Raw genomic sequence first — 21759 nt, forward strand, 5'->3', positions numbered from 1 at the left:
GGAGGACCATGGCCCGCTACATCAGCATCACCTTGACCGCACGCGGAGTCAGCTGCACCGCGCGGCTGCTCGACGACGTCGCGCCGCGGACCTGTGCGGCCGTGTGGGACGCGCTCCCACAGGCGGGGCAGGTCTACCACGGCAAGTACGCGCGCAACGAGATCTACAACCTGCTGCCGGGCTTCGCCGAACATGATCCCGGCAAGGAGAACACCACGGTCACCCCGATCCCGGGGGACGTGTGCTGGTTCCGGTTCGACTCGGACGACCTCGGCAATCCAGGCTACGGCTACGAGGAAGCCGCAGGGGTGCGGGAACGGCGCGAGATCATCGATCTGGCGCTCTTCTACGGCCGGAACAACCTGTTGATCAACGGGGATCAGGGGTGGGTGCCCGGCAACGTCTTCGCCACTGTGGTGGACGGGCTGGAGACCATGGCCGAGGCCTGCCAGTCGATCTGGATGGACGGGGCCCGCGGGGAGACGCTGGCCTTCGCCCGTGCTGGAGAGGACTGACCGCGCCACCGACCCCGCGAGTTGGTCCGCAGTTCCGCATACTCGACTCGATCGAGTCGAGTTCCGGTAAGTTCGGACCCACTCGGCGAAAGGAGACGACGACGTGACCTCGACCGTTCCACCCGCCATCGGTGAGCGTCCCGCCCAGGACGCGGGCCGTGAGATCGCCCAGCAGCTGCGCGGTGCGGGTGTCTCCCGCGTCGACGACTCCGCCCTGGCCCGTGGCATGTACTCCTCTGACGCCAGCCTCTACCGGGTGGTCCCACAGGTCGTGACCCGGCCGCAGCACGTCGACGAGCTGCACGCCGTCCATGAGGTCTCCCGCTCCACCGGGGTGCCGGTCACCCTGCGTGGGGCCGGTACCTCCATCGCGGGCAACGCCGTGGGTGCCGGGATCGTCGTCGACACCCGTGACCTCGACCGCATCCTGGAGATCGACCCGGAGGCTCGTACCGCCCGGGTCGAGCCCGGTGTCATCCACGCGGTGCTGCAGCGCGCCGTCTCGCCGCACGGGCTGCGCTTCGGCCCGGACCCCTCCACCCACACCCGCTGCACGATCGGCGGGATGATGGGCAACAACGCCTGCGGATCCCGCGCTCTGGGCTACGGACGCACCGCTGACAACGTCGAGGCCGCCACGGTGCTGTTCGGCAACGGTGAGGTCGGTTCTTTCCACGCCGGCGGCAGCACGACGACGGCGGGCCGCGGAGCAGGACGAGCCGCCGTCGCCTCCACAGGCTCCACCGCCGAACAGCTGCTCCGCCTGGCGGAGACGAACCTGGGCCATGTGCGGACCCATTTCGGCCGTTTCGACCGGCAGGTGAGCGGCTATTCCCTGGAGCACCTGCTGCCTGAGAACCAGGGGCGGGTCGATCGCTTCCTGGTGGGCACCGAGGGAACCTTGGGCACGGTGCTGGAGGCCACCGTCAATCTGGTGGCCGATCATCCGCGCCGACTGCTGATGGTGCTGGGCTACCACTCGGTGGCCGAGGCCGCCGACGCCGTGCCGCAGCTGCTCGCCGCGGCCCCGGGCCGGCTCATCGCCTGCGAGGGCATGGACTCTCGGCTGGTGGCGCTGGTCCGAGGGGCGGGCAAGCAGGTGCCGCCGCTGCCGGACGGGGAGAGCTGGCTGTTCGTGGAGGCCGCCGGGGACGACGCCGATGACGTCATCGCCACGGTGCGGGCCGCCTCCGGCTGCGTGGACTCCGGCCTGGTGGACGACGCCGCCCAGGCGGCCGCGCTGTGGCGGATCCGTGAGGACGGCGCCGGGCTGGCCGGCGTCAGTCTGGCCACCCCGGCCCATTCCGGGTGGGAGGACGCCGCCGTCCCGCCGGAGCACCTGGGCGCGTGGATGCGCGAGTTCGAGGAGCTGCTGGTCGACTTCGGGCTGCAGGGCTACCCGTACGGGCATTTCGGAGATGGCTGCATCCACTGCCGCATCGATTTCCCCTTCGCCCACGGCGACCCCGGAAGCACCGGGGTCTTCGCCGAGTTCCTGCGCACCTGCGCGGAGCGGCTGGCCGTCTACGGAGGGTCGCTCTCCGGCGAGCACGGGGACGGCCGCGTCCGTTCCGAGCTGCTGCCGTACATGTATGACGAGACCTCGATGGACCTCTTCGCCCGGGCTAAGCGCATCTGCGACCCGCAGAATCTGCTCAACCCGGGGATCATCACCGATCCTGCCCCGCACACCGCTGACCTGCGGCCCACCCAGGCCACCCGGGGGCTGCCCTGGCCGGGGCTTCGGCACACCCACGACGACGGCGACTTCGGGGCTGCGGTGCACCGCTGCTCCGGGGTGGGGAAGTGCGTCGCGCCCTCCACCTCGGGGGTGATGTGCCCCTCCTACCTGGCCACGAAGGAGGAGAAGGACTCCACACGGGGGCGCGGACGGATCCTGCAGGAGGCCATGGACGGGACCCTGGTGAAGGGTCTGAGCGACCCGGCGGTCCACGAGGCCCTTGATCTGTGCCTCTCCTGCAAGGGCTGCGCCTCGGACTGCCCCGCCGGGGTGGACATGGCCGCGTACAAGTCTGAGGCGCTCTACCAGACCTACGACGTCGGCGGGAGCGAGGGGGCCGGGGAGCGCGGTCGACGTCGTCGTCGGCTGCGTCCGCGATCCCACTACCTGCTGGGTCGAATGCCGTTCTGGGCGCGGCTGGCCGCCCCGGTGGCCCCGCTGGTCAACACGATGATGAAGGTGCCTCCGCTGGCCGCGGCGGCGAAATGGACCGCTGGGATCGATCCGCGGCGCTCGGTGCCGGCCTTCGCCCGGAGGACGCTGCGGCGGACCGCGGCACGACAGGACCGTGCTGGGAGCGCCGTGCCCGGGGAATCGGACCCAAATGGCAGCCGGGTCGAGCTCGGGGCGTCTGCCGGTCAGTCCGCCGGGGCCCGTCCCCAGCCTGACGTCTGGGTCTGGGCGGACTCCTTCACCGACCATTTCTTCCCGCAGTCCGGGCTGGCCGCGCTGGAGTTCCTGCGTGGCCAGGGGCTGGACGTGCGGCTGCTGCAGCGACGGGCCTGCTGCGCGCTGCCCTGGATCACCACTGGTCAGCTGGATCAGGCCCGCAGGCTGCTCGACGGCGCGGTGGACGCGCTGCTGGAGCCGGTGGAGTCCGGGGTGCCGGTGATCGGACTGGAGCCCTCCTGCACCGCGACGCTGCGCAGTGATCTGGTGCAGCTCTCGGACCGCCCCGAGGCTCAGACCGTCGCCGACGGGGTGCTGACCTTCGCGGAGCTGACCCACCGGCTGGTGGACGAGGGGAAGGTGCGGCTGCCTGATCTGAGCGGAGTGCGGGTGGTCGCCCAGCCGCACTGCCACCAGCGTGCGGTGATCGGCTGGCAGGCCGATCAGGCGCTGCTGGAGCTGGCCGGTGCAGAGGTCACCGCAGTGCCGGGCTGCTGCGGGCTGGCCGGCAACTTCGGGGTCGAGGCCGGCCACTACGAGGTCAGCGTCGCCGTGGCGGAGACCAACCTGCTGCCGGCGGTGCGCAGAGCCGCCGAGGAGCAGGACCCGCCCGAGGCGACGGGGGAGACCGTGGTGCTGGCCGACGGGATGTCCTGTCGCATCCAGCTCGACGATCTCGCCGACGTCGAGGCCATCCACCTGGCGGAGCTGCTGGCCGAGCGCAGCTGATCGAGCCCCTGACCCGCCGGGGAGGCGGGTACACTCTCCCGGAGTTCGCCGGGCACGTCTGACAGCCCGGCTCCCGCGGGGAAGGGACCCATGGCCGCTGAGATCATCCTCACCGAGGAGTTCCATGAAGCTCTGGCCCGCCTGGAGGCCGGAGAGTCGGTCTTCCTCACCGGCAAGGCGGGCACGGGCAAGTCCACGCTGATCCGTGAGTTCCTGCGCCGCAGCGAGGACAGCGCCGCAGACCGCCACGTCGTCGTCGCCGCGCCCACCGGCATCGCCGCGCTGAACGTGGACGGCTACACGATCCATCGGCTCTTCGGCTTCCACCCGCAGATCACCCTGGAGGAGATCCGCCACGGCCGCTACTACCCGGCGCGGTTCGCCGGGACGCTGAAGGCCCTGGACACGCTGATCATCGACGAGGCCTCGATGGTCCGGGCCGACCTCCTCGACCAGCTCGTCGCCGCGTTGGAGCGGTTCGGCCCTCGGCCGGGGCAGCGCCTCGGCGGGGTGCAGCTGGTGCTGGTGGGAGACCTGCTGCAGCTCCCCCCGGTGGTCACCGAGTCCGAGTGGCGGCACTTCGAGACCCGCTACCCGACCCCCTACTTCTTCTCCGCGGACAGCTACCGGGAGGAGGACTTCCCGACCGTCTCGCTGACCACCGTGTTCCGGCAGCTCGGTGACGACCAGCTCACCGCGGTGCTGAACTCCATCCGGGAGGGGGTGCTGCTCGGCTCCGCCCGTGAGGACCTCAACCAGCACGTCGACCCGGCCTTCGAACCGCCCGACGGCGAGTTCTGGCTGACCCTGGCCACCACCAACCGCATCGCCTCCGCCCGCAACCGCCGCCGCCTGGAACGGCTCCCCGGGGACGAGCACGTCTGCCGCGCAATCACCCGCGGGGAGCAGGACGGATTCGACCGCCCGGTGGAGGAACGGCTGGTCTTCAAAGTCGGGGCGCAGATCATGTTCCTCACCAACGACCCGCTGGGCCGTTGGGTCAACGGCACCCTGGGGCATGTGGTCGGTGTCGAGGTGGACGACGACGGCGAGCCGCTCGTCCAGGTGGCGCTGCGCGACGGCGCGGTGGTCGACGTCGGGCCGCACACCTGGGACATCACCCGCCCCGAGGTCCATGGCGGGACGTTGACGCATCTGGTGGTGGGCACCTACCGGCAGCTGCCGTTCAAGCTCGCCTGGGCGATCACCGTGCACAAGAGCCAGGGACAGACCGCAGACCGCCTGATCGTGGACCTCTCCGGTGGGACCTTCTCCTTCGGGCAGCTCTATGTGGCGCTGAGCCGGGTGACCTCGTTGGCCGGGCTGGTGCTCACCCGCCCGGTGTTCCCGAAGGATATGAAGACCGACCGGCGGATTCTGCGCTTCCTGCGCGGCAGCTCCGGGAGCGGATCCGCTCGGCGGCGCTGTGCGCTCGCCGTGCTCACCGTGGGGGACGAGGGGCGGATGTCCCGACCTCGGCCGGTGGAGATCGCGGTGGCCTTCGAGGACGGCACCGGGCTGAGCACGCTGGTGAACCCGCAGCGGGATCTGGCGGACGCCCGGACCACGTGCGGAATCAGCACCGAGGACATCCTGGTGGCCCCCACGCTGGCCGAGGCCTGGGCGGTGCTCTCCCCGGTGATCGCCGGACACGTCCCGGTGGGGGAGCAGATCGACCGCACCCTCGGGCTCATCGACTTCGAGCTCAAGCGGCTCGGACAGGTGGAGCTGATGCCCTTCGGGGCCGAGGCCCCGCGGACGGTCACGACGCGCGTCCCGCGGGCCGGCAGCCCGGCGCCGGCACGCGGCGCGGCCCCCGCGCGTGCCCTGGACGCGGCCCGTCAGGTCATGGACGCCCTGCTCCTCGCCGAGGCGGAGAGCCCCGAGGTTGTGGACCGCTCCGCCACCGGCTTCGAACCCTCCGAGGATTCGGTGCAGGGCACCGGGCACCTGCTCACCCGGGACCCGGAGACGGCCTCACCCTCCCTCGAGGAGATGCCGGGTCTGGGGGCGCTGCTGGATGTCAGCCGTCAGGTCGGGGCGCTCCTGCTGGGTGCCGGGGACGCCGCCGTCGGGTACAGGTGCGGATCCGGGCCCGGTCAGGGGGAGGAGCGGCAGCCTGACTCCTGGCACGCCGGTGCCCGGCAGGCGGTGGCGGAGCAGATCTCCCGTGCCACGGCCCGGGTGACGCTGACCCCGCAGCTGCGGGATCGGCTGGTCGCCGTCGGTGATCTGCTCGGACGTGAGGTCGTCACCGAGGAGCAGCTGATGTCCGGCACTGGTGAGGACGTGGAGCAGATCCTGGTCCCGGGAGCCCGGGTCTGCTTCACCGGTGAGGCGGTCTCCGCCGACGGGCGGACCTGGGGGCGGGAGCAGATGACGACGCTGGCCGCCTCTCTGGGGCTGACCCCGGTCAATACGGTCACCAAGACGCGCTGTGACCTGCTGGTGGTCGCCGAGGTCGGCACCCAGTCGGGCAAAGCCCGCAAGGCCCAGGAGTACGGCAAGCCCGTGCTGGCCGCCGAGCAGTTCTTCAGCTGGGCCGGGGTGGGCTGAGGCCGGCACCGCCTCAGCGACGGCCGAGCTGGGCGACCCCGACGCCGACGAGGCACAGCGCGCCCCCGACGATGGCCAGCGGCGTGGGCACCTCGCCGAGGGTGAGCGCGGACATCGCGACCGCCACCGCCGGTACGGCCAGCGAACACGCCGCCAGACGTCCGGTGGGCATCCGGGTCTGCGCGAAGGCCCAGAGTGAGAAGCCCAGGGCCGTGGCGCCCACACCCATGGACACCGCACCCCAGATGGCTGCCGCCGGGGCGGCCTGCAGCTCGGTCCAGGCCTGCCCGGCCCAGGGGAGCACCGCCAGCGTGCCGGCCGCACAGCCCAGCCACACCACGGTCAGCGGGTCCATCCCGGGCAGCACCGCCCGCTGCAGCAGCATCGCGATCGAGTAGGTGACGGCGGCGACGAGCGCCAGCACCACGCCCACCAGAGAGATCTGTCCGTCGCCGGCGGCCAGGGTGATCAGCGCGATGCCGGCCAGGGCCACCGCCATCCCGGCGAAGAGCGAGCGCGGCCAGCCCTCACGGAACAGCAGTCCGGCCGAGACCGCGACCAGGATCGGGGAGACGTTGACGACCATGGCCGTGGTGCCGGCGTCGAGATGATGCCCGGCATGGTTGAGGATCACCGTGTAGGCGGCGAACCACAGCGCCCCGTAGACCACGATCATCGCCAGCACGCGCAGCCGGGGGAGCCGCGGCATGCGACGGCGCAGCACGAGCACCATCAGAGTCAGCATCGCCACACCGGCCACCAGCCTGATCAGCGCCAGCGGACCCGGGGAGAACACCGGGGCCGCCCAGCGGATGATCACGAAGGAGGAGGCCCACAGCGTCACCGTGACGGCGACGGCGGCGGGTGCGGCCAGCCGCGACCAGCGGCCGGGGGCGGTGGTGCCGCTGGCGGCACCCGGGCGGATGCCCTCGGGGCCCGGGCCGGCAGGGGGAGCAGCGGCCGGATGAGCAAGGGCATCAGCGGCGAGGAGGCGGGTCATAATGATGATCCTCCCGCCTGAAACTCAACAGCACAAGCGAACATCTCTGGACGACCATTCAGTACTGCTTTATGATTCATCCATGATCGACCTGACCAGGCTGCGGACGTTCCGCGCCGTGCTCGCCGCCGGCTCCGTCCACGCGGCCGCAGTCAATCTGGGGTACACCCCGTCGGCGGTGAGCCAGCAGCTCCAGGCCTTGCAGAAGGACACCGGCCTGGAGCTCTTCATCCGCAACGGGCGCGGCCTGGCCCCCACCGGGGTGGCGCGGCGCTTCGCCGAGGAGGCCGATCGGCTGCTCGGCCAGGCCACGCGTCTGGAGGAGCTGGCCGTCGACCTGCGGGAAGGGCGGACCGGGTCGCTGGTGATCTCGCACATCGCCTCGGTCGGTGTGACCTGGATGCCCGCCGTCGTCGCGGCGATCTCCGCCGAGTTCCACGACCTGCGACTGGACCTGCGGCTCTGGGAGGCTGCGCAGGGGCGCGACGAAGACGTCGACGTCGAGATCTGCGTGGCCCACCGGGACCTGCCCGATCGGCCGGGCTTCGACGTCGAGCCGCTGCTCACCGAGCCCTATGTGGCGGTGGTGCCCGTGGGGCATCCGCTGGCAGGGCGGCGGGAGGCCGCCTTGGAGGAGCTGGCCGGCTGGCGGTGGGTGGACAACGACCTGACCCGCGGAACCTGCCGACAGATCCTGTTGGAGGCCTGTGCTGCGGCCGGCTTCACGCCCGGCTTCCAGTACGAGACACAGGACTACGGTTCCGCGGTGGCGCTGGTGGCCGCCGGAGTTGGCATCACGGTGATGCCCCGGCTGAGCTTCTCCTCGGTGCGGGCGGACCCCGCGCAGGTGACCGCCGTCGAGCTGTCCGGGGCGGCGCTTCGGCGGACCATCATGGTGCGCTCCCGGGGCAGCCTGTGCGAGTCACCGGCGGTGCGCCGCGTGCTCGAGATGCTGCGCGGGCTGGCCGACGACGGTGGGGTGACGGCTCCGGCAGGCGATGTTACTCTGGGGTCACAATCGTTCTGAGAGGGAGATCACATCATGGCTGAAGCCGTCATCGTGTCCGTGGCCCGGTCGCCGATCGGCAGGGCGCGCAAAGGTTCCCTGGTGGATCTGCGCGCCGACGACATGACCGCCCAGATGGTCCAGGCCGCACTGGAGAAGGTGCCGCAGCTGGATCCCGGGAAGGTCGAGGATCTCATACTCGGCTGCGGCCTTCCCGGCGGCGAGCAGGGGTTCAACATGGCTCGCATCGTGGCGGTCCTCGCAGGCATGGACCACCTGCCCGGCACCACCGTCACTCGCTACTGCTCCTCCTCCCTGCAGACCACCCGCATGGCCTTCCATGCCATCCAGGCCGGCGAGGGTGACGTGTTCATCTCCGCCGGAGTGGAGGCGGTCAGCCGATTCGCCCAGGGCACCTCCGACTGGATCCCCGGGGCCGAGCTCGAGAATCCGCGCTTCGCCGAAGCCATGGCCCGCACGGCCAAGACCGCCGAGGGCGGAGCCGTCTGGCACGATCCGCGCGATGACGGGCAGCTGCCCGACGCGTACATCACCATGGGGCAGACCGCCGAGAACGTCGCCCAGCGCACCGGGGTCACCCGGGCCGAGCAGGACGAGTTCGCCCAGCTCAGCCAGAACCGTGCCGAGAAGGCCATCGCAGACGGGTTCTTCGCCCGGGAGATCACCCCGCTGCGCCTGCCGGACGGCACCACCGTCGACGCCGACGACAGCCCCCGCCCCGGCGTGACCGCCGAGGCGCTCGCCGGCCTGGATCCGGTCTTCCGCCCGGACGGGACGGTCACCGCCGGCAATGCCTGCCCGCTCAGCGACGGTGCGGCCGCGCTGGTCATCATGAGTGACACCCGAGCCCGTGAGCTGGGGCTCGAGCCGCTGGGGCGCATCGTCTCCACCGGGCTGACCGGGCTGTCTCCCGAGATCATGGGGATGGGACCGGTCGGTGCCAGCCGGCAGGCCCTGGAGCGGGCCGGGCTGGGCGTCGACGACGTCGACCTCGTGGAGATCAACGAGGCCTTCGCCGCACAGGTGATCCCCTCCGCCAAGGAGCTCGGCGTGCCGTGGGAGAAGCTCAACGTCCACGGCGGGGCGATCGCCCTCGGTCACCCCTTCGGCATGACGGGGGCGCGGATCACTGCGACCCTGCTCAACGGTCTGCGCGCAGGCGACGGCCAGTACGGCCTGGAGACGATGTGCGTGGGAGGCGGCCAGGGCATGGCGATGGTCATCGAGCGGCTGAGCTGAGCACGGCTGAGCTGGGGATCGTCGGGAGCGGAGCGCCGGGAGCCGGGCCGACGTCGTCGTCGGCCGCGGAATCCGGGCTCCGCTTTGCCGTTCTCGCGCCGTCCGGCTACTATTGACAGTCGCAAGCCGTGCTGTGCTGTGCCTGAAGCATGCCCGGTGGGTGATGGATCCGAGATGCTCTGATCCACGTCCGTCGGGAAGGCTGGGGCTCGGCGACGGAAAGCAGTGCGGTGAATTGTGAAGCCTGGATTCCAGCGCACCACAAGGCAAGCACCACCGTCTTTCGTCCGCGATGAGAAGGCACTTCGGTTGGATCTCACCCAGCCTGGTCCGTCCTCGTAAGTCACGGTGTCACAACTGGTGGCGGGACTCGGCTCAACGACCGCATGGTCTTATCAGGTCTGACCTGGGGATCCGTGTGTTCGCGGGCACCGCCCGGAGATATATTCGTACTTATGTTGGAGGAGTGATCATGGCAGCTCGTTGCCAGGTAACCGGAGTGGGGCCGCAGTTCGGCCACAGCATCTCCCACTCGCACCGTCGCACCAAGCGCCGGTTCGACCCGAACATCCAGAAGAAGCGTTACTGGGTGCCCTCGCTGGGGCGTCACGTCACGCTGAACCTGTCCGTGAAGGGCATCAAGACCATCGATGTCCGCGGCATCGACGCTGTCGTCGCCGAGCTGATTGAGAAGGGTGAGAAGCTCTAATGGCCAAGGACAAGGACGTACGTCCCATCATCAAGCTGAAGTCGACGGCCGGCACCGGGTTCACCTACGTGACCCGGAAGAACCGCCGCAACAACCCCGACCGCATCGTGCTGAAGAAGTACGACCCGGTCGTCCGTAAGCACGTCGACTTCCGAGAGGAGCGCTGATCATGGCCAAGAAGTCCAAGATCGCAAAGAACGAGCAGCGCAAGATCATCGTTGAGCGCTACGCCGAGAAGCGCGCTCAGCTGAAGAAGACGCTGACCGACCCGAACGCCTCCGACGAGGACCGCGAGGCTGCTCGCGTGGGCCTGCAGAAGCTGCCCCGCGACGCCAGTCCGATCCGTGTCCGCAACCGCGACTCCATCGACGGTCGTCCGCGCGGCACCTTCCAGAAGTTCGGCATCTCGCGCATCCGTTTCCGCAACATGGCGCACAACGGCGAGCTGCCCGGGATCACCAAGTCGTCCTGGTGACGATGTCCTGGTGACCAGCTTCGGCTGATCTGCCAGACCGCTGACAAGGGCGGGATCACCTTCGGGTGGTCCCGCCCTTGTCGTCTCCTGGAGAGGGCCGTGGGCTGTGCCTCAGGCGGCGCCCAGCTCGGTCAGCACGCCACGCAGGCGAGTGTCGAGCTCGGCGGCGACGCCCGCGGGAAGCGCCTTCACAGGCCACCAGCGCAGCTCCTCGCTCTCCTCGCTGACCACCAGCTGGGCCCCGCGCGGAGCGACGGCGGCGTAGCCCACGTCCCAGTGGGCGGTGCAGTGGGAGAAACCTGATCCCAGCGCATGCACATTGAGGTCCACGGGGCGGCGGCGCAGCGGCCGCAGCGTCTGCAGCCCGCTCTCCTCGGCGGCCTCGCGGAAGGCCGCCGCGGGCACGGAGCCGTCGCCGTCCTCGATGTGGCCGCCCAGCTGCACCCAGAACTGGCCCTTCCGGTGGAAGCAGAGCAGCACCTGGGTCAACGCCTCGTCGAAGACGAAGCAGCTCGCGGTGAGATGCTCGCGCCGGGGACGGCGCCGGAACGGCTCGTCACCCTGGTCCGCGAGGGCCAGATACTCCTGCTTGAGCCGCTCCTGCTGCGGCATGCGCGGGTGCCAGCTGCGCAGGTCCGCGACGAATCGTTCAGCGAGGGGCGTGTGGACGGTGCGGGGCATGCCCGACATCCTACTGGCCGATCGGGCTCAGGTCAGGCCGCCTCTGGTGCGCCGCCGAGGGCGCTGAGCTGGATGATCAGGGCCTGGGCGGGCCACAGCGGGGGCAGCTGCAGGCCGACCTCGATCAGCGCACGGCCCGGCAGCGCCACCTCTTCACCGCTCATCCAGTCGGGTGTCTGCGGCCCCCATCGTGCCGGGCCCGCTTCCTCGCGCAGGCTGATCCTGTAGGTCCGACGCGGGTCGAGCCCGTCCAGCTGGATCCGTTCCGGAAGGGCCTCCCGCAGGGCGGCCGTCGTGGCGATCGTGTACAGGGCCTCCGAACCGTCCTGAGCCACGACCCCGCGGACGCGCAGTCCGGGATCGCCGGTGTCCGGATGGACCACGGACCCGCCGTGCAGCAACGGCCGGAGCCGGCGGTAGAGCTGGCCGAAGGCCGTGATCCGGGCCGTCTCCTCCGGCGTGCAGCTCAGGATGTCCCATTCGAACCCTGCGGAGCCCTGGAGGGATGTGGCCGCGCGATAGGAGAGATCGGTCACCCGCCCGGAGCTGTGTGCGGGGGAGGGGCCCACATGTGAACCGATGAGCTCGGGCGGCAGGATGAGCTCGGTCCACCGCTGGATCTCCTGGCGCTCCAGCGGGTCGTTGGAGTCGGAGGCCCACACCCGGTCCGCATGGGCGAGGATGCCCAGATCCGTGCGCGCTCCCCCCGAGGAGCAGGACTCGATCTCCAGTCCGGGATGCTCCTCCTTCAGCCGGCGGATCATCCGGTACGCCGCCCGGGTCTGCGCATGCGTGCCGGGGATGCCCGCATGGACAGGTTCGACGAGGTCCCGATTGTGGTCCCACTTGATGAAGTCGATGCCCAGCTCGGAGATCAGGGCGGAGATCCGGCTGTGGACATGGGACCACGCGTCGGAGTCGGCGAGGTCGAGCACGTACTGATGTCGGAACGAGAGGCCGTCCGGGGACGGCACGGAGGCGGGGTTGCCCAGGATCCACTCCGGATGGCGATGGGCGAGCTCAGAGTCCAGGTTGACCATCTCGGGCTCGAACCACAGGCCGAACTCCATGCCCAGCGAATGGACCAGCTCCGCCAGGGGGCCCAGGCCCTGCGGCCAGACGTCGGTGGCCACCGTCCAGTCGCCGAGCCCGGCGGTGTCGTCGCGGCGGGCCGGGAACCAGCCGTCGTCGAGGACGAAACGCTCGACGCCGACGTCGGCGGCGCGCCTGGCGAGCTGCTCCAGCCGCTCGGGGTCGTGGTCGAAGTAGACCGCCTCCCAGGTGTTGAGGACCAGGGGGCGTGGAGTGCGGGGATGCTGCCGGCGGCTGCGGATCCAGGTGTGGAAGCGCGCGGAGACGCCGTCGAGACCCTGGGCGGAGTGGGCGAAGAAGGCCACCGGGGTGGTGTACCGCTGGCCTGGCTCGAGGACGATCTCCTGAGGGCGCAGCAGCTCGCCGGCACCCAGGCAGCCAGGATGCTCGGTCAGCCGGTCCACCCGATGGCGCAGATCGGCGCTCCAGCCGAGGTGGACCGACCAGATCGCTCCGCTCCGGTTCCGCGGGGCCTCCGGGGAGAGCATCGTCACCCAGGGGGAGTCGTGGCCGGCCCGGCCGCGCCGAGTCTCGCGGACCGTGGTCCCCGGCGGGGCGCATGCGGTCACGGGGCGCTTCTCCCCGGTCCACCGACCGGTGAACGTGGTGATCTGCTCAGCGGAGGCGGGCACTGGGAGGGTCGCCTCGAGCCAGTGCAGCTCCACCGGCTCACCGCCGGTGTTCTCCAGCGTGTGGGTGAGCGTGACCAGGCCGCCGAGCTCCACGCGGAGCTGGGAGATCAGCTGGAGACCGGCTGAGGAGTCTACGCTGTGCACCGTCAGCGTGTGCTCGTCCGGCTGCTCGGTGGTGGCCTGCCAGCGCGGAAAGACGGGGCCGTTCGCGGTGGAGGCGAGCAGGCCGGGGCGGCCGGCCCAGCCGTCAGAGTCCTGGGGCACCAGGGGGACCCGCCAGGCGGCGTCGAGGCTCTCTCCCTGGGTATGACGTGCCGTGGCCCGGTCCAGTGCCTCCAGCTCCTCTTCGGTGAGCGGACCGGGGTCTGCGCCCCAGTGGATGACGGCGGGCAAGCCCTGAGCGGGATGCGTCAGGATCAGGGCGACCCCCTCTCGGCGCAGCAGGGACCAGCGGATGGTGTTCAAGGGATCCTTCCGGTTCGGGCAAGCACTCTCAGTATCTTCACTGGCTGAAGTTACCGCGTCAACGGCGGCTGTCCTCGCGACGGCGTCGACGTCGAAGGGAAACGCGCCGGATGGGCTGATGGCAACGTGAGACATTCCTGACCAGAATGGGACATTCAGTGGGACATCGGTGCAGGCGGGGCCAGGAAATCTGCACGTCAAAAGCAAGATTCGGAAGGAGGTGGCGCGGGTAACCTCGCGGGACAGCATGTGTCACAGATCACAAAAACTCTTGTAGGTGCGCCTCGTGTGTCCTACGATGTCATGCACATCGACGGTGCTGTTCCGCCGCCGCAAGACCACAGCTGAGGAGAACCATCCGTGACCGTCGTCCGACGCTCTCTGACCGATGGCTGGACCGTCCAGGCCACCGGTGGAGCCCAGTCCGCCCTCGTCGGCGATCGGGCCGTGCCCGCCGTCGTCCCCGGGGAAGTGCACCTCGACCTGCTGCGTGAGGGCCTCATCCCGGACCCCTTCCTCGACGACCACGAGGCCCTCACTGCGTGGATCGGGCGGACCGACTGGACCTATCGGAGCACCTTCACCCTCACTGCCGAGGATCTCGCGGCGCACGCCCGTCATGACCTGGTCTTCGCGGGGATCGACACGGTCGCGCGCATCCTGCTCAACGGTCGGCCCCTGGCCCACGTCGCCAATCAGCACCGCGGCTGGCGGTTCGACGTCACCGACGCGCTGAGCGCCGGAAGCAACGAGCTCATCGTCGAGATGCGCAGCCCGGTGAGCTACGCGAACGAACAGAGCCAGGCCCTGGGGCCACGCCAGCGTCCCTATTCGCTGCCCTATGAGGCGATCCGCAAGGCGGCCTGCAGCTTCGGCTGGGACTGGGGGATCTCCACCTGTTCCGTGGGGATCTGGAAGCCCGTCACTCTGGAGTCCTGGAGCGTGGCGCGGCTGCAGGAGGTGAGGCTCCGCACCGAGACCGAGGACCCTGCCCCTGATGGAGCCCCTAGTGCCGCCCCCGCAGTGCAGCAGAGCAACGGTCGCCCTGGGGAGCTCGGCTCGGGACGGGTGCTCGCCGAGGTCCTCGTCGAGCGGGAGAGCCCGGGCGACGCCGGCGAGGAGCTCGCCCTGGAGCTGGAGCTCGAGGAGGGCGGAGGTCGATCCGAAGTCCGCGTCCCCGCCGGCACGGGATCGATCGTGCTCGATCTGGCAGCCGGACAGGTGCGCCGGTGGTGGCCCGCCGGTCACGGTGAGCAGCCGCTCTATGACGTGACGCTCCGGCTGCGCAGGCCGGATGACGGCGCGGACTCTGCTGATGATGCGCCCCTCGACGCCGCCTCGCGACGTGTGGGCTTCCGCACCGTGGCCTGGTCCAGCGACCCCGACGAGCACGGCACGCCTCTGCAGCTGCTCGTCAACGGGCGGCCGGTCTACGTCAAGGGCGTCAACTGGATCCCCGACGACGCCTTCTTCACCCGGGTGGACCGCGACAGGTATGCCCGCCGGCTGCAGCAGGCGCGCGACGCTCACGTGAACCTCGTGCGCGTCTGGGGCGGCGGCATCTACGAGTCCGATGACTTCTTCGATCTGTGTGACGAACTGGGTCTGCTCACCTGGCAGGACTTCCTCTTCGCCTGCGCGGGATACCCCGAGGAGGAGCCCCTGCGAACCGAGGTCGAGGCGGAGGCGCGCGAGAACATCGCGCGGATCGGCCACCACGCCTCACTGGTCATGCTCTGCGGCAACAACGAGAACCTCTGGGGTTATGAGGACTGGGGCTGGAAGGACATGCTCGACGGCGCCAGCTGGGGCGCCGAGTATTACCACAGGCTGCTGCCGGCGCTGGTCCAGGAGATCGCCCCGCAAGTGCCGTACTCCCCGGGCAGCCCGTTCAGTCCCGGGGGCCAGCACCCCAACGACGAGAGCCACGGCTCGGTCCACCTCTGGGAGCAGTGGAACCAGAAGGACTGGAGGACCTATCGCGAGCACCGCCCACGCTTCGTCGCGGAGTTCGGCTGGCAGGGGCCGCCGGCCTGGTCCACGCTCACCCGGGCGATCTCTGACGCTCCGCTGACCCCGGAATCTCCGGGGATGATCGTCCACCAGAAGGCCGAGCACGGCAACGACAAGCTCACCCGGGGGCTCCTGCCGCATCACCGCGTGCCACGTGACATGGAGCTGTGGCACTGGGCCATGCAGCTCAACCAGGCCACGGCGGTGGCCACGGCGCTGCGCTGGTTCCGCTCGCTCGCACCGCTGAACTCCGGCGCCGTGGTGTGGCAGCTCAACGACTGCTGGCCGGTCACCTCCTGGGCCGCAATCGACGGCGACGAGCGCGAGAAGCCGCTCTACCATGCGCTGGCCGGAGCCTACGCGCCCCGACTGATCACCCTGCAGCCGACCGATGGCGGGCTCGAGGCGGTGCTGTGCAACGACACCGCGGAGAGCTGGGAGGGCCCGCTGCAACTGGCGCGGCTCGACCTCGACGGAGCAGCGCTGGCCGAGGTGGAGATCGAGGTGCGCGTCGCGCCCCGCGGGACCGAGCGGGTGACGCTGCCGACGAGCCTGGCGTTTCCGCAGGATGCCACGCGGGAGCTGGTCAGGGCGGGCCTGCACGACCTCGCCGATCACTGGTTCTTCGCAGAGCCGCGAGACTCCGCACTGCCTGATCCCCGATTCAGCGCCACGCTCCGGACAGTGGAGGACGGAGTGGCCCTCGACGTCACCGCTGAGACCCTGCTGCGGGATCTGACCCTCCTGGTGGACCGGGTCAGTCAGGACGCCCGGGTGGGCACCGGGCTGGTGACCCTGCTTCCGGGCCGGACGGCGACCTTCCGCCTCACCCCGGCGATCACGGTCGGTGCCGGACGGCGTGGCGATGTCGCAGCCGAGCTGGCCGGGCTCCACGTCGAGACGCTGACCGCCGCGCATGTGCTGCGCTCGGCCAACCAGCTGCGCTCGGCCGACCAGATGGTCCAGGCGTGACCGGGGGCCGCGAGGACCGGCACATGGCCGCCCGGCCGCTCATCGCGATGGATGTGGGGCAGACGTCCACCAAAGCGATCCTGTGCGACTCCGCCGGAGAACGCCGAGAGGTGCTGGACGGGGTGCAGACCGACCAGCCGGTGCTGCCGCAGCTGCGGTCTCTGGTCGCGCAGACCCTGGCCGATCTGGGCCAGGATGCGGTGGTGGCGCTCGGCGTCTCCGGGCTGACCGGCCCCGACTCCCAGGCCGAGCATCTCCTCGACCCCCCGGGAACCCTGCGCCCGCTCGAGATCCATCTGGCCCATGATTCGGTGACCGCCGGTCTCAGCGCGCTGGGTCGGTCCCGAGGCGCGGTGATGGCAGCCGGCACCGGCGCCGTGGCGCTGGGCGTGGGTCAGCGATCCGTGGCCCGCGTGGATGGATGGGGCAACGTGATGGGCGATGCCGGCAGCGCGTACTGGATCGGTCGGTCCGCGCTCGATGCCGTGATGAGGGCACATGACGGGCGCGGCCCGCAGACCACCTTCACCGCGGCGGCCGTCCGGCGCTGGCCTGACATCGAATCGGCCTATCTGCAGCTGCAGAACGACGCCGACCGGGTCAGCACGGTCGCCGCCTTCGCTCGGGAGGTCTCTCGTCACGCGGACACCGACCCGGTGTGCGCGGAGATCTGCCGCCGGGCCGGCCGCGAGCTCGCCCACACGGTGCTGACCGCCCTGCGGCGGGTCGGTGAGCCCCGGGGCGGGGAGCCCACGCTGGTCGCCTCCACCGGGGGCGTGTTCGGGTCCTCCCACGTCCGTGAGGAGTTCTCCGCGCATCTCCACCGCTCGCTGCCGCAGGTCCGGCTCCTGGACTCCGAGGCCGAAGGGGTCGACGGGGCCGCCCACATGGCCCAGCTGCCCGAAGACCATCCGCTGCGTCCCCTCATCTCCTCCGCAGCTCCGAAGGAGTGTCTGCGATGACCGAGCGCCTGCGACTGCTGCGGATCGACAACGACTGCATGCCCTATGCCTGGGGCGCACCCGGCCGGATCAGCGCCCTACTGGGATGCCTCGCCGCGCCGGGACCCGAGGCCGAGCTGTGGCTCGGTGCCCATCCGCGCTCACCCAGCCGGCTCCTCGACGCCGACTCTCCCTGGGCCGACACCCGAGAGTGGGAGCAGGCGACGGGGCACCGGCTGCCGTTCCTGCTCAAGATCCTCGCCGCAGAGCAGCCGCTGTCCCTGCAGGCCCACCCTGATGCCGAACGAGCCGCACGAGGGTACGCCCGGGAGGAGGCGGCCGGAGTCCCCGCCGACGCCCCCGAGCGCATGTACCGCGATCCCCGGCCCAAGCCCGAGATGATCCTCGCCCTGGAGGACGGGTTCGAGGCGCTGTGTGGCTTCCGCCCGGTCGACGAGCTCCTCGGGGTCGTGAGCGAGGCGCTGGCCGCCCTTCCCGAGGATGACGCCTCCGCACCTCACCGACGGGCGCTGTCTCACTGGCTGGACCAGGCTGAGCGGCTCCAGCAGCGACCGGGAGGCATAGGCGACATGGGCGACATGGTGTCCTGGCTGCTCTCCGGTGAGTCCACCTCCGCGGCCGTCGTGCCCGCACTGCTGCACGCGGCGGATCGGCTCTCCGTCAATGGCCCCGCTGGACACACCGGATCTTCCGGACAGGCGCTCAGCCGACTCGTCCATCATCTCCAGCGGCACCATCCCGGGGATCCAGGGATCGCGGTGGCTGTGATGTTGAACCACGTGACGCTGCAGGCGGGCGAGTCGCTGTGGCTGCGTGCCGGCGTCGTCCACGCGTATCTCCAAGGGCTCGGCATCGAGCTGATGGGTCCCAGCGACAACGTGCTGCGCGGAGGGCTGACCGGCAAGCACATCGACGTCGTCGAGCTCCTGCAGGTGGCCGAGCTCGCCCCCGGCCCGGCGGTGCCGATCGTTCCGCAGACGATCGGTGCACACCAGGTGGCGCATGGACCCGCCGCACCTGACTCCTCGCCGTTCGAGCTGATCGAGGTCACCGGCCAGGCAGCCGTCCGCGCCTCGGGGCCGAGCATCCTGGTGGTGCTCGAGGGCGATCTCCGCATCACGGCGGGGGAGACCGTCCCGCCGCAGGGCGAGCCCTCGGAGCCGGCCGTGCGCCGCCGCGTCCGGCGCGGAGACATGCTCCTCGTGACGGAGGCCGCGCGCCTGCAGGTGGAGGGCCAGGGCAGAGCTTTCCTGGCCGTGCCGCGAGGCGAGGGCCACCGGCGCCCGTCCACCGCCGTCGCGTCGCACCGGATGACAGGAGGGGATCAGAGATGAGTACGTGTGAGACCTCCGCCGAGCCACCGGCGCGGCGGGCCACGGTGTTCGACGAAGGGAGGCAGCGTCGCTGAACTCTGCCAACACAGTAGTTAATCAACTAAAGAAAGTTTCAGACCCTAGGTCTGTCACACCGATACGGATGAGGGAACCATGACCAGCACGAGCACCCCCACACCCCGCACCACACTTTTCCCCCTCGACGACCCGGCAGCCGAGGAGCTCGCACCACGGCCGCCGGCGCGCCGGACGACCCGGCGCAGGATGCGCGCGGCGGGCCTCGGCACCGCCATGCTGATGGCGCTGACCGCATGCGCCGGTGATGCCGCGAGCGGCGACGGCGGCGACGGCGGAGACAGTCCGTCGAGCATCACTGTCAACGGCGCCGACGGAACCATCAGCGAGAACTGGAACCCCTTCTCGCCGACGGCGCTGCAGCCCACGCTCGGAGTGATCTACGAGTCGCTGTACTGGTACAACCTCGCCGACGACGTCGAGCCCCAGCACATGCTCGCGACCGGGCACTCCTGGAACGAGGAGGGCACGGAGCTGACCGTCACCCTTCGTGAAGGTGTCACCTGGAGCGACGGCGAGCCGTTCACCGCCGACGACGTCGCCTACACCTTCAACAGGATCCAGGAGACCCCCGCGCTGAACACCTCGGGACTCTCCGCGAGCGGAGAGACCGTGGACGAGCACACGGTGCTGCTGTCCTTCCCCGACACCTCCTTCATGCAGGAGGCCGCAGTGCTGGGCAACCAGGCGATCGTGCCGGAGCACATCTGGTCCGAGGTGGAGGACCCGGTGGCGTACATCAACCAGGACCCGGTCGGCACGGGGGCGTTCATGCTGCGGGAGTTCACGGATCAGAGCTTCGTGCTCGAGGCCAACCCGGACTACTGGAGCGAGGACGGGCCGCACCTGGACGAGGTGCGCTACGTCGGCCTCGAGGATGCCGACGCCGCCGCGGCGGCGCTGACCGCCGGCGAGATCGACTGGATGAGCACCTTCCTCCCCGGCATGGAGGATCTGCTCGCCACCCACGAGCAGCTGAGCTGGGTGAACACCCCGGCCCTGACGACCTCGGTGTTCACCTGCTCGAGCGAGGAGCTGGGCTGCGAGGGACCGCAGACCGACCCGGCCGTCCGGCAGGCGATCTACTGGGCCATGGACCGTGAGCAGCTGAACAACCTGGCCGGCGCCGGCTACGGGGGGACCGCCTCCCCGACCCTGCTGCTCCCGGATCGCGACGGCGACTGGATCAGCGATGACGACATGCAGGAGGTGCCGCAGGCCCCTGAGGCGGATCAGGCCGCCGAGATCCTCGAGGAGGCCGGCTGGGAGATCGGCGACGACGGCATCCGCGTCAAGGACGGCGAGAGACTCTCGATGACCATCCAGACCGTCTCCGGCTGGTCGGACTACATCACCATCAACGACACCCTGGCCCAGCAGCTCGCCGAGGTCGGCATCGAGCTCCGGTCGACCCAGGTCGCCTGGAACGAGTGGAACGACAACCAGATCCAGGGGCAGTTCCAGCTCTCGCTGGACTCCATCGGGCTGGGAGCGTCCTCGAACCCCTACTTCACCTACGACCCCCGCTATGTCAGCCACAACTCGGCACCCGTGGGCGAGGCGGCGCTGGGGCAGAACATCGCCCGCTACGAGAACGAGGCGGTGGACGAGGCGGTCCTGGCAGCCAGCCAGACCGAGGACCCGGTGGAGCAGGCGGAGCAGTTCGCGATCGTGCAGGAGCAGATCGTCGAGGACATGCCCTACATCCCGATCTACATCAACTCCACGCTGACCCAGTTCAACAACACCCGCGCCACCGGGTGGCCCTCCAACGAGGATCCCTACGCCTTCGCCGCCGCGTGGAAGGCCTGGGACAACGGGATCGTGCTGCAGACGATCGAACCGTCCGAGTGATCTCGGTCTGAGAGGAGAGGACACTCGATGAGGTTCCTTCTGCGGAAGCTGAGCTTTTACGCGCTGGCCCTGTGGGCGGCGCTGACGCTGAACTTCCTGATCCCCCGACTGATGCCGGGGAACCCGGTCGACCAGCTGATCTCGAGGCTGTCCCAGCGGGGCCAGGTCACCCCTGCCACGCGGGACGCCCTCGAGCTCATGCTGGGCACCAGCACCGGGGACCCGCTCTGGCAGCAGTACCTGCAGTACCTGGGGCAGCTGGCCCGTGGAGACCTCGGCGTCTCTGTCTCCTACTTCCCGGCGCCGGTGTCCCAGGTGATCGGGCAGACCCTGCCCTGGACGCTGGGACTGGTCGGTCTGGCCACGGTGATCTCCTTCGTCCTGGGCATCGGCCTGGGGACCCTTGCCGGCTGGAAGCGCGGCACCTGGCTGGACAGCCTGATCCCCGCGACCACGATGCTCCAGTCTGTGCCGTACTTCTGGCTGGCCCTGGTGCTGCTGTACCTGCTCGGGTCGGTGTACACGATATTCCCGCTCTACGGCGGGTATGACGTGACCAGCACGTCCCCCGGGCTGAGCTGGGAGTTCATCTCCTCGGTGATCTACTACGGCACCCTGCCGGCGCTGACCATCGTCATCTCCTCGGTGGGCGGCTGGCTGCTGGGGATGCGGAACATGATGGTCTCCACCCTCTCCGAGGACTACATCACCACGGCCGAGGCCAAGGGGATCCCCCGGGGCCGGATCATGCGGTCCTATGCCGCCCGCAACGCGGTGCTGCCCTCGATCGCCGGGTTCGCCATCTCGCTCGGATTCGTGGTCGCCGGGTCCATCGTCACCGAGGCGGTGTTCTCCTACCCGGGCATCGGCTCGGCGATGCTCGCGGCGGTCGGAGCCAATGACTACGCCCTGCTGCAGGGGATCTTCCTGGTGATCACCCTGTCGGTGCTGGGTGCCAACCTCGTGGTCGACCTCCTGTACTCCGTGATCGACCCGCGCACCAGGGCAGAAGTGTGAGA

16 protein-coding genes are annotated in these 21759 nt (G+C 70.1%); 13 read left to right on the top strand and 3 right to left on the bottom strand.

The features are described 5' to 3' along the window. Window positions 1-8 precede the first annotated feature (8 nt). The 3 genes from HNR09_RS10110 (at window position 9) to HNR09_RS10120 (ending at window position 6210) form a co-directional block, all read left to right on the top strand. Window positions 9-515, top strand: coding sequence for a DUF3830 family protein (locus HNR09_RS10110; RefSeq protein ID WP_179541922.1), 507 nt, complete (start codon window positions 9-11; stop codon window positions 513-515). A 103-nt stretch (window positions 516-618) separates the two neighbouring features. Further along, a complete protein-coding gene (locus tag HNR09_RS10115) occupies window positions 619-3654 on the top strand; it encodes an FAD-binding and (Fe-S)-binding domain-containing protein (RefSeq protein ID WP_343047513.1) in 3036 nt (1011 codons plus the stop codon). Window positions 3655-3744: 90 nt separating this feature from the next. Further along, entirely contained in the window at window positions 3745-6210 is a 2466-nt protein-coding gene (locus HNR09_RS10120; RefSeq protein ID WP_179541923.1) for an AAA family ATPase, read from the top strand. 13 nt (window positions 6211-6223) lie between these two features. On the opposite strand, the gene HNR09_RS10125 is transcribed toward HNR09_RS10120, so the two are convergent. Then, complete coding sequence (locus HNR09_RS10125; RefSeq protein ID WP_179541924.1) at window positions 6224-7210, bottom strand: DMT family transporter; 987 nt, start codon at window positions 7208-7210, stop codon at window positions 6224-6226. Between the two features lie 82 nt (window positions 7211-7292). On the opposite strand from HNR09_RS10125, the gene HNR09_RS10130 reads away from it, so the two are divergent. From HNR09_RS10130 to rpsN, 5 genes are all read left to right on the top strand, one after another. Continuing rightward, window positions 7293-8237: a LysR family transcriptional regulator gene (locus HNR09_RS10130; RefSeq protein ID WP_179541925.1), complete on the top strand. Its 945-nt coding sequence runs from the start codon at window positions 7293-7295 to the stop codon at window positions 8235-8237. 15 nt (window positions 8238-8252) lie between these two features. After that, window positions 8253-9476 (top strand): acetyl-CoA C-acetyltransferase, encoded by a 1224-nt coding sequence (locus tag HNR09_RS10135; RefSeq protein ID WP_179541926.1) that lies wholly within the window; start codon window positions 8253-8255, stop codon window positions 9474-9476. Window positions 9477-9948: 472 nt separating this feature from the next. Beyond that, a complete protein-coding gene (gene rpmB, locus HNR09_RS10140) occupies window positions 9949-10185 on the top strand; it encodes a 50S ribosomal protein L28 (protein ID WP_179541927.1) in 237 nt (78 codons plus the stop codon). Beyond that, window positions 10185-10352, top strand: coding sequence for a 50S ribosomal protein L33 (gene rpmG, locus HNR09_RS10145; RefSeq protein ID WP_022872124.1), 168 nt, complete (start codon window positions 10185-10187; stop codon window positions 10350-10352). Before rpmB ends, rpmG begins: the two co-directional genes overlap by 1 nt. 2 nt (window positions 10353-10354) lie before the next feature. After that, entirely contained in the window at window positions 10355-10660 is a 306-nt protein-coding gene (rpsN, locus tag HNR09_RS10150) for a 30S ribosomal protein S14 (protein WP_179541928.1), read from the top strand. Between the two features lie 111 nt (window positions 10661-10771). On the opposite strand, the gene HNR09_RS10155 is transcribed toward rpsN, so the two are convergent. Continuing rightward, complete coding sequence (locus HNR09_RS10155; protein WP_246348785.1) at window positions 10772-11341, bottom strand: NUDIX domain-containing protein; 570 nt, start codon at window positions 11339-11341, stop codon at window positions 10772-10774. A gap of 32 nt (window positions 11342-11373) precedes the next feature. Next, entirely contained in the window at window positions 11374-13530 is a 2157-nt protein-coding gene (locus tag HNR09_RS10160) for an alpha-galactosidase (protein WP_246348786.1), read from the bottom strand. Window positions 13531-13890: 360 nt separating this feature from the next. Between HNR09_RS10160 and HNR09_RS10165 the strand changes: the two genes are divergently transcribed. The 5 genes from HNR09_RS10165 (at window position 13891) to HNR09_RS10185 (ending at window position 21757) form a co-directional block, all read left to right on the top strand. Beyond that, window positions 13891-16515 (top strand): glycoside hydrolase family 2 protein, encoded by a 2625-nt coding sequence (locus tag HNR09_RS10165; protein WP_179541930.1) that lies wholly within the window; start codon window positions 13891-13893, stop codon window positions 16513-16515. A gap of 23 nt (window positions 16516-16538) precedes the next feature. After that, window positions 16539-17477: an N-acetylglucosamine kinase gene (locus HNR09_RS10170; RefSeq protein ID WP_179541931.1), complete on the top strand. Its 939-nt coding sequence runs from the start codon at window positions 16539-16541 to the stop codon at window positions 17475-17477. After that, window positions 17474-18811, top strand: coding sequence for a mannose-6-phosphate isomerase, class I (gene manA, locus HNR09_RS10175; RefSeq protein ID WP_179541932.1), 1338 nt, complete (start codon window positions 17474-17476; stop codon window positions 18809-18811). The genes HNR09_RS10170 and manA overlap by 4 nt, the downstream gene beginning before the upstream one ends. A gap of 153 nt (window positions 18812-18964) precedes the next feature. Continuing rightward, complete coding sequence (locus HNR09_RS10180) at window positions 18965-20740, top strand: ABC transporter substrate-binding protein (protein ID WP_246348788.1); 1776 nt, start codon at window positions 18965-18967, stop codon at window positions 20738-20740. A 27-nt stretch (window positions 20741-20767) separates the two neighbouring features. Next, window positions 20768-21757 carry an ABC transporter permease gene (locus HNR09_RS10185; RefSeq protein ID WP_179541933.1) on the top strand — a complete coding sequence of 330 codons (990 nt, stop codon included), beginning with the start codon at window positions 20768-20770 and terminating at the stop codon, window positions 21755-21757. Window positions 21758-21759: the final 2 nt, after the last annotated feature.

The sequence above is a fragment of the Nesterenkonia xinjiangensis genome, assembly GCF_013410745.1.
In the GTDB taxonomy this organism is placed as follows: Bacteria; Actinomycetota; Actinomycetes; order Actinomycetales; family Micrococcaceae; genus Nesterenkonia; species Nesterenkonia xinjiangensis.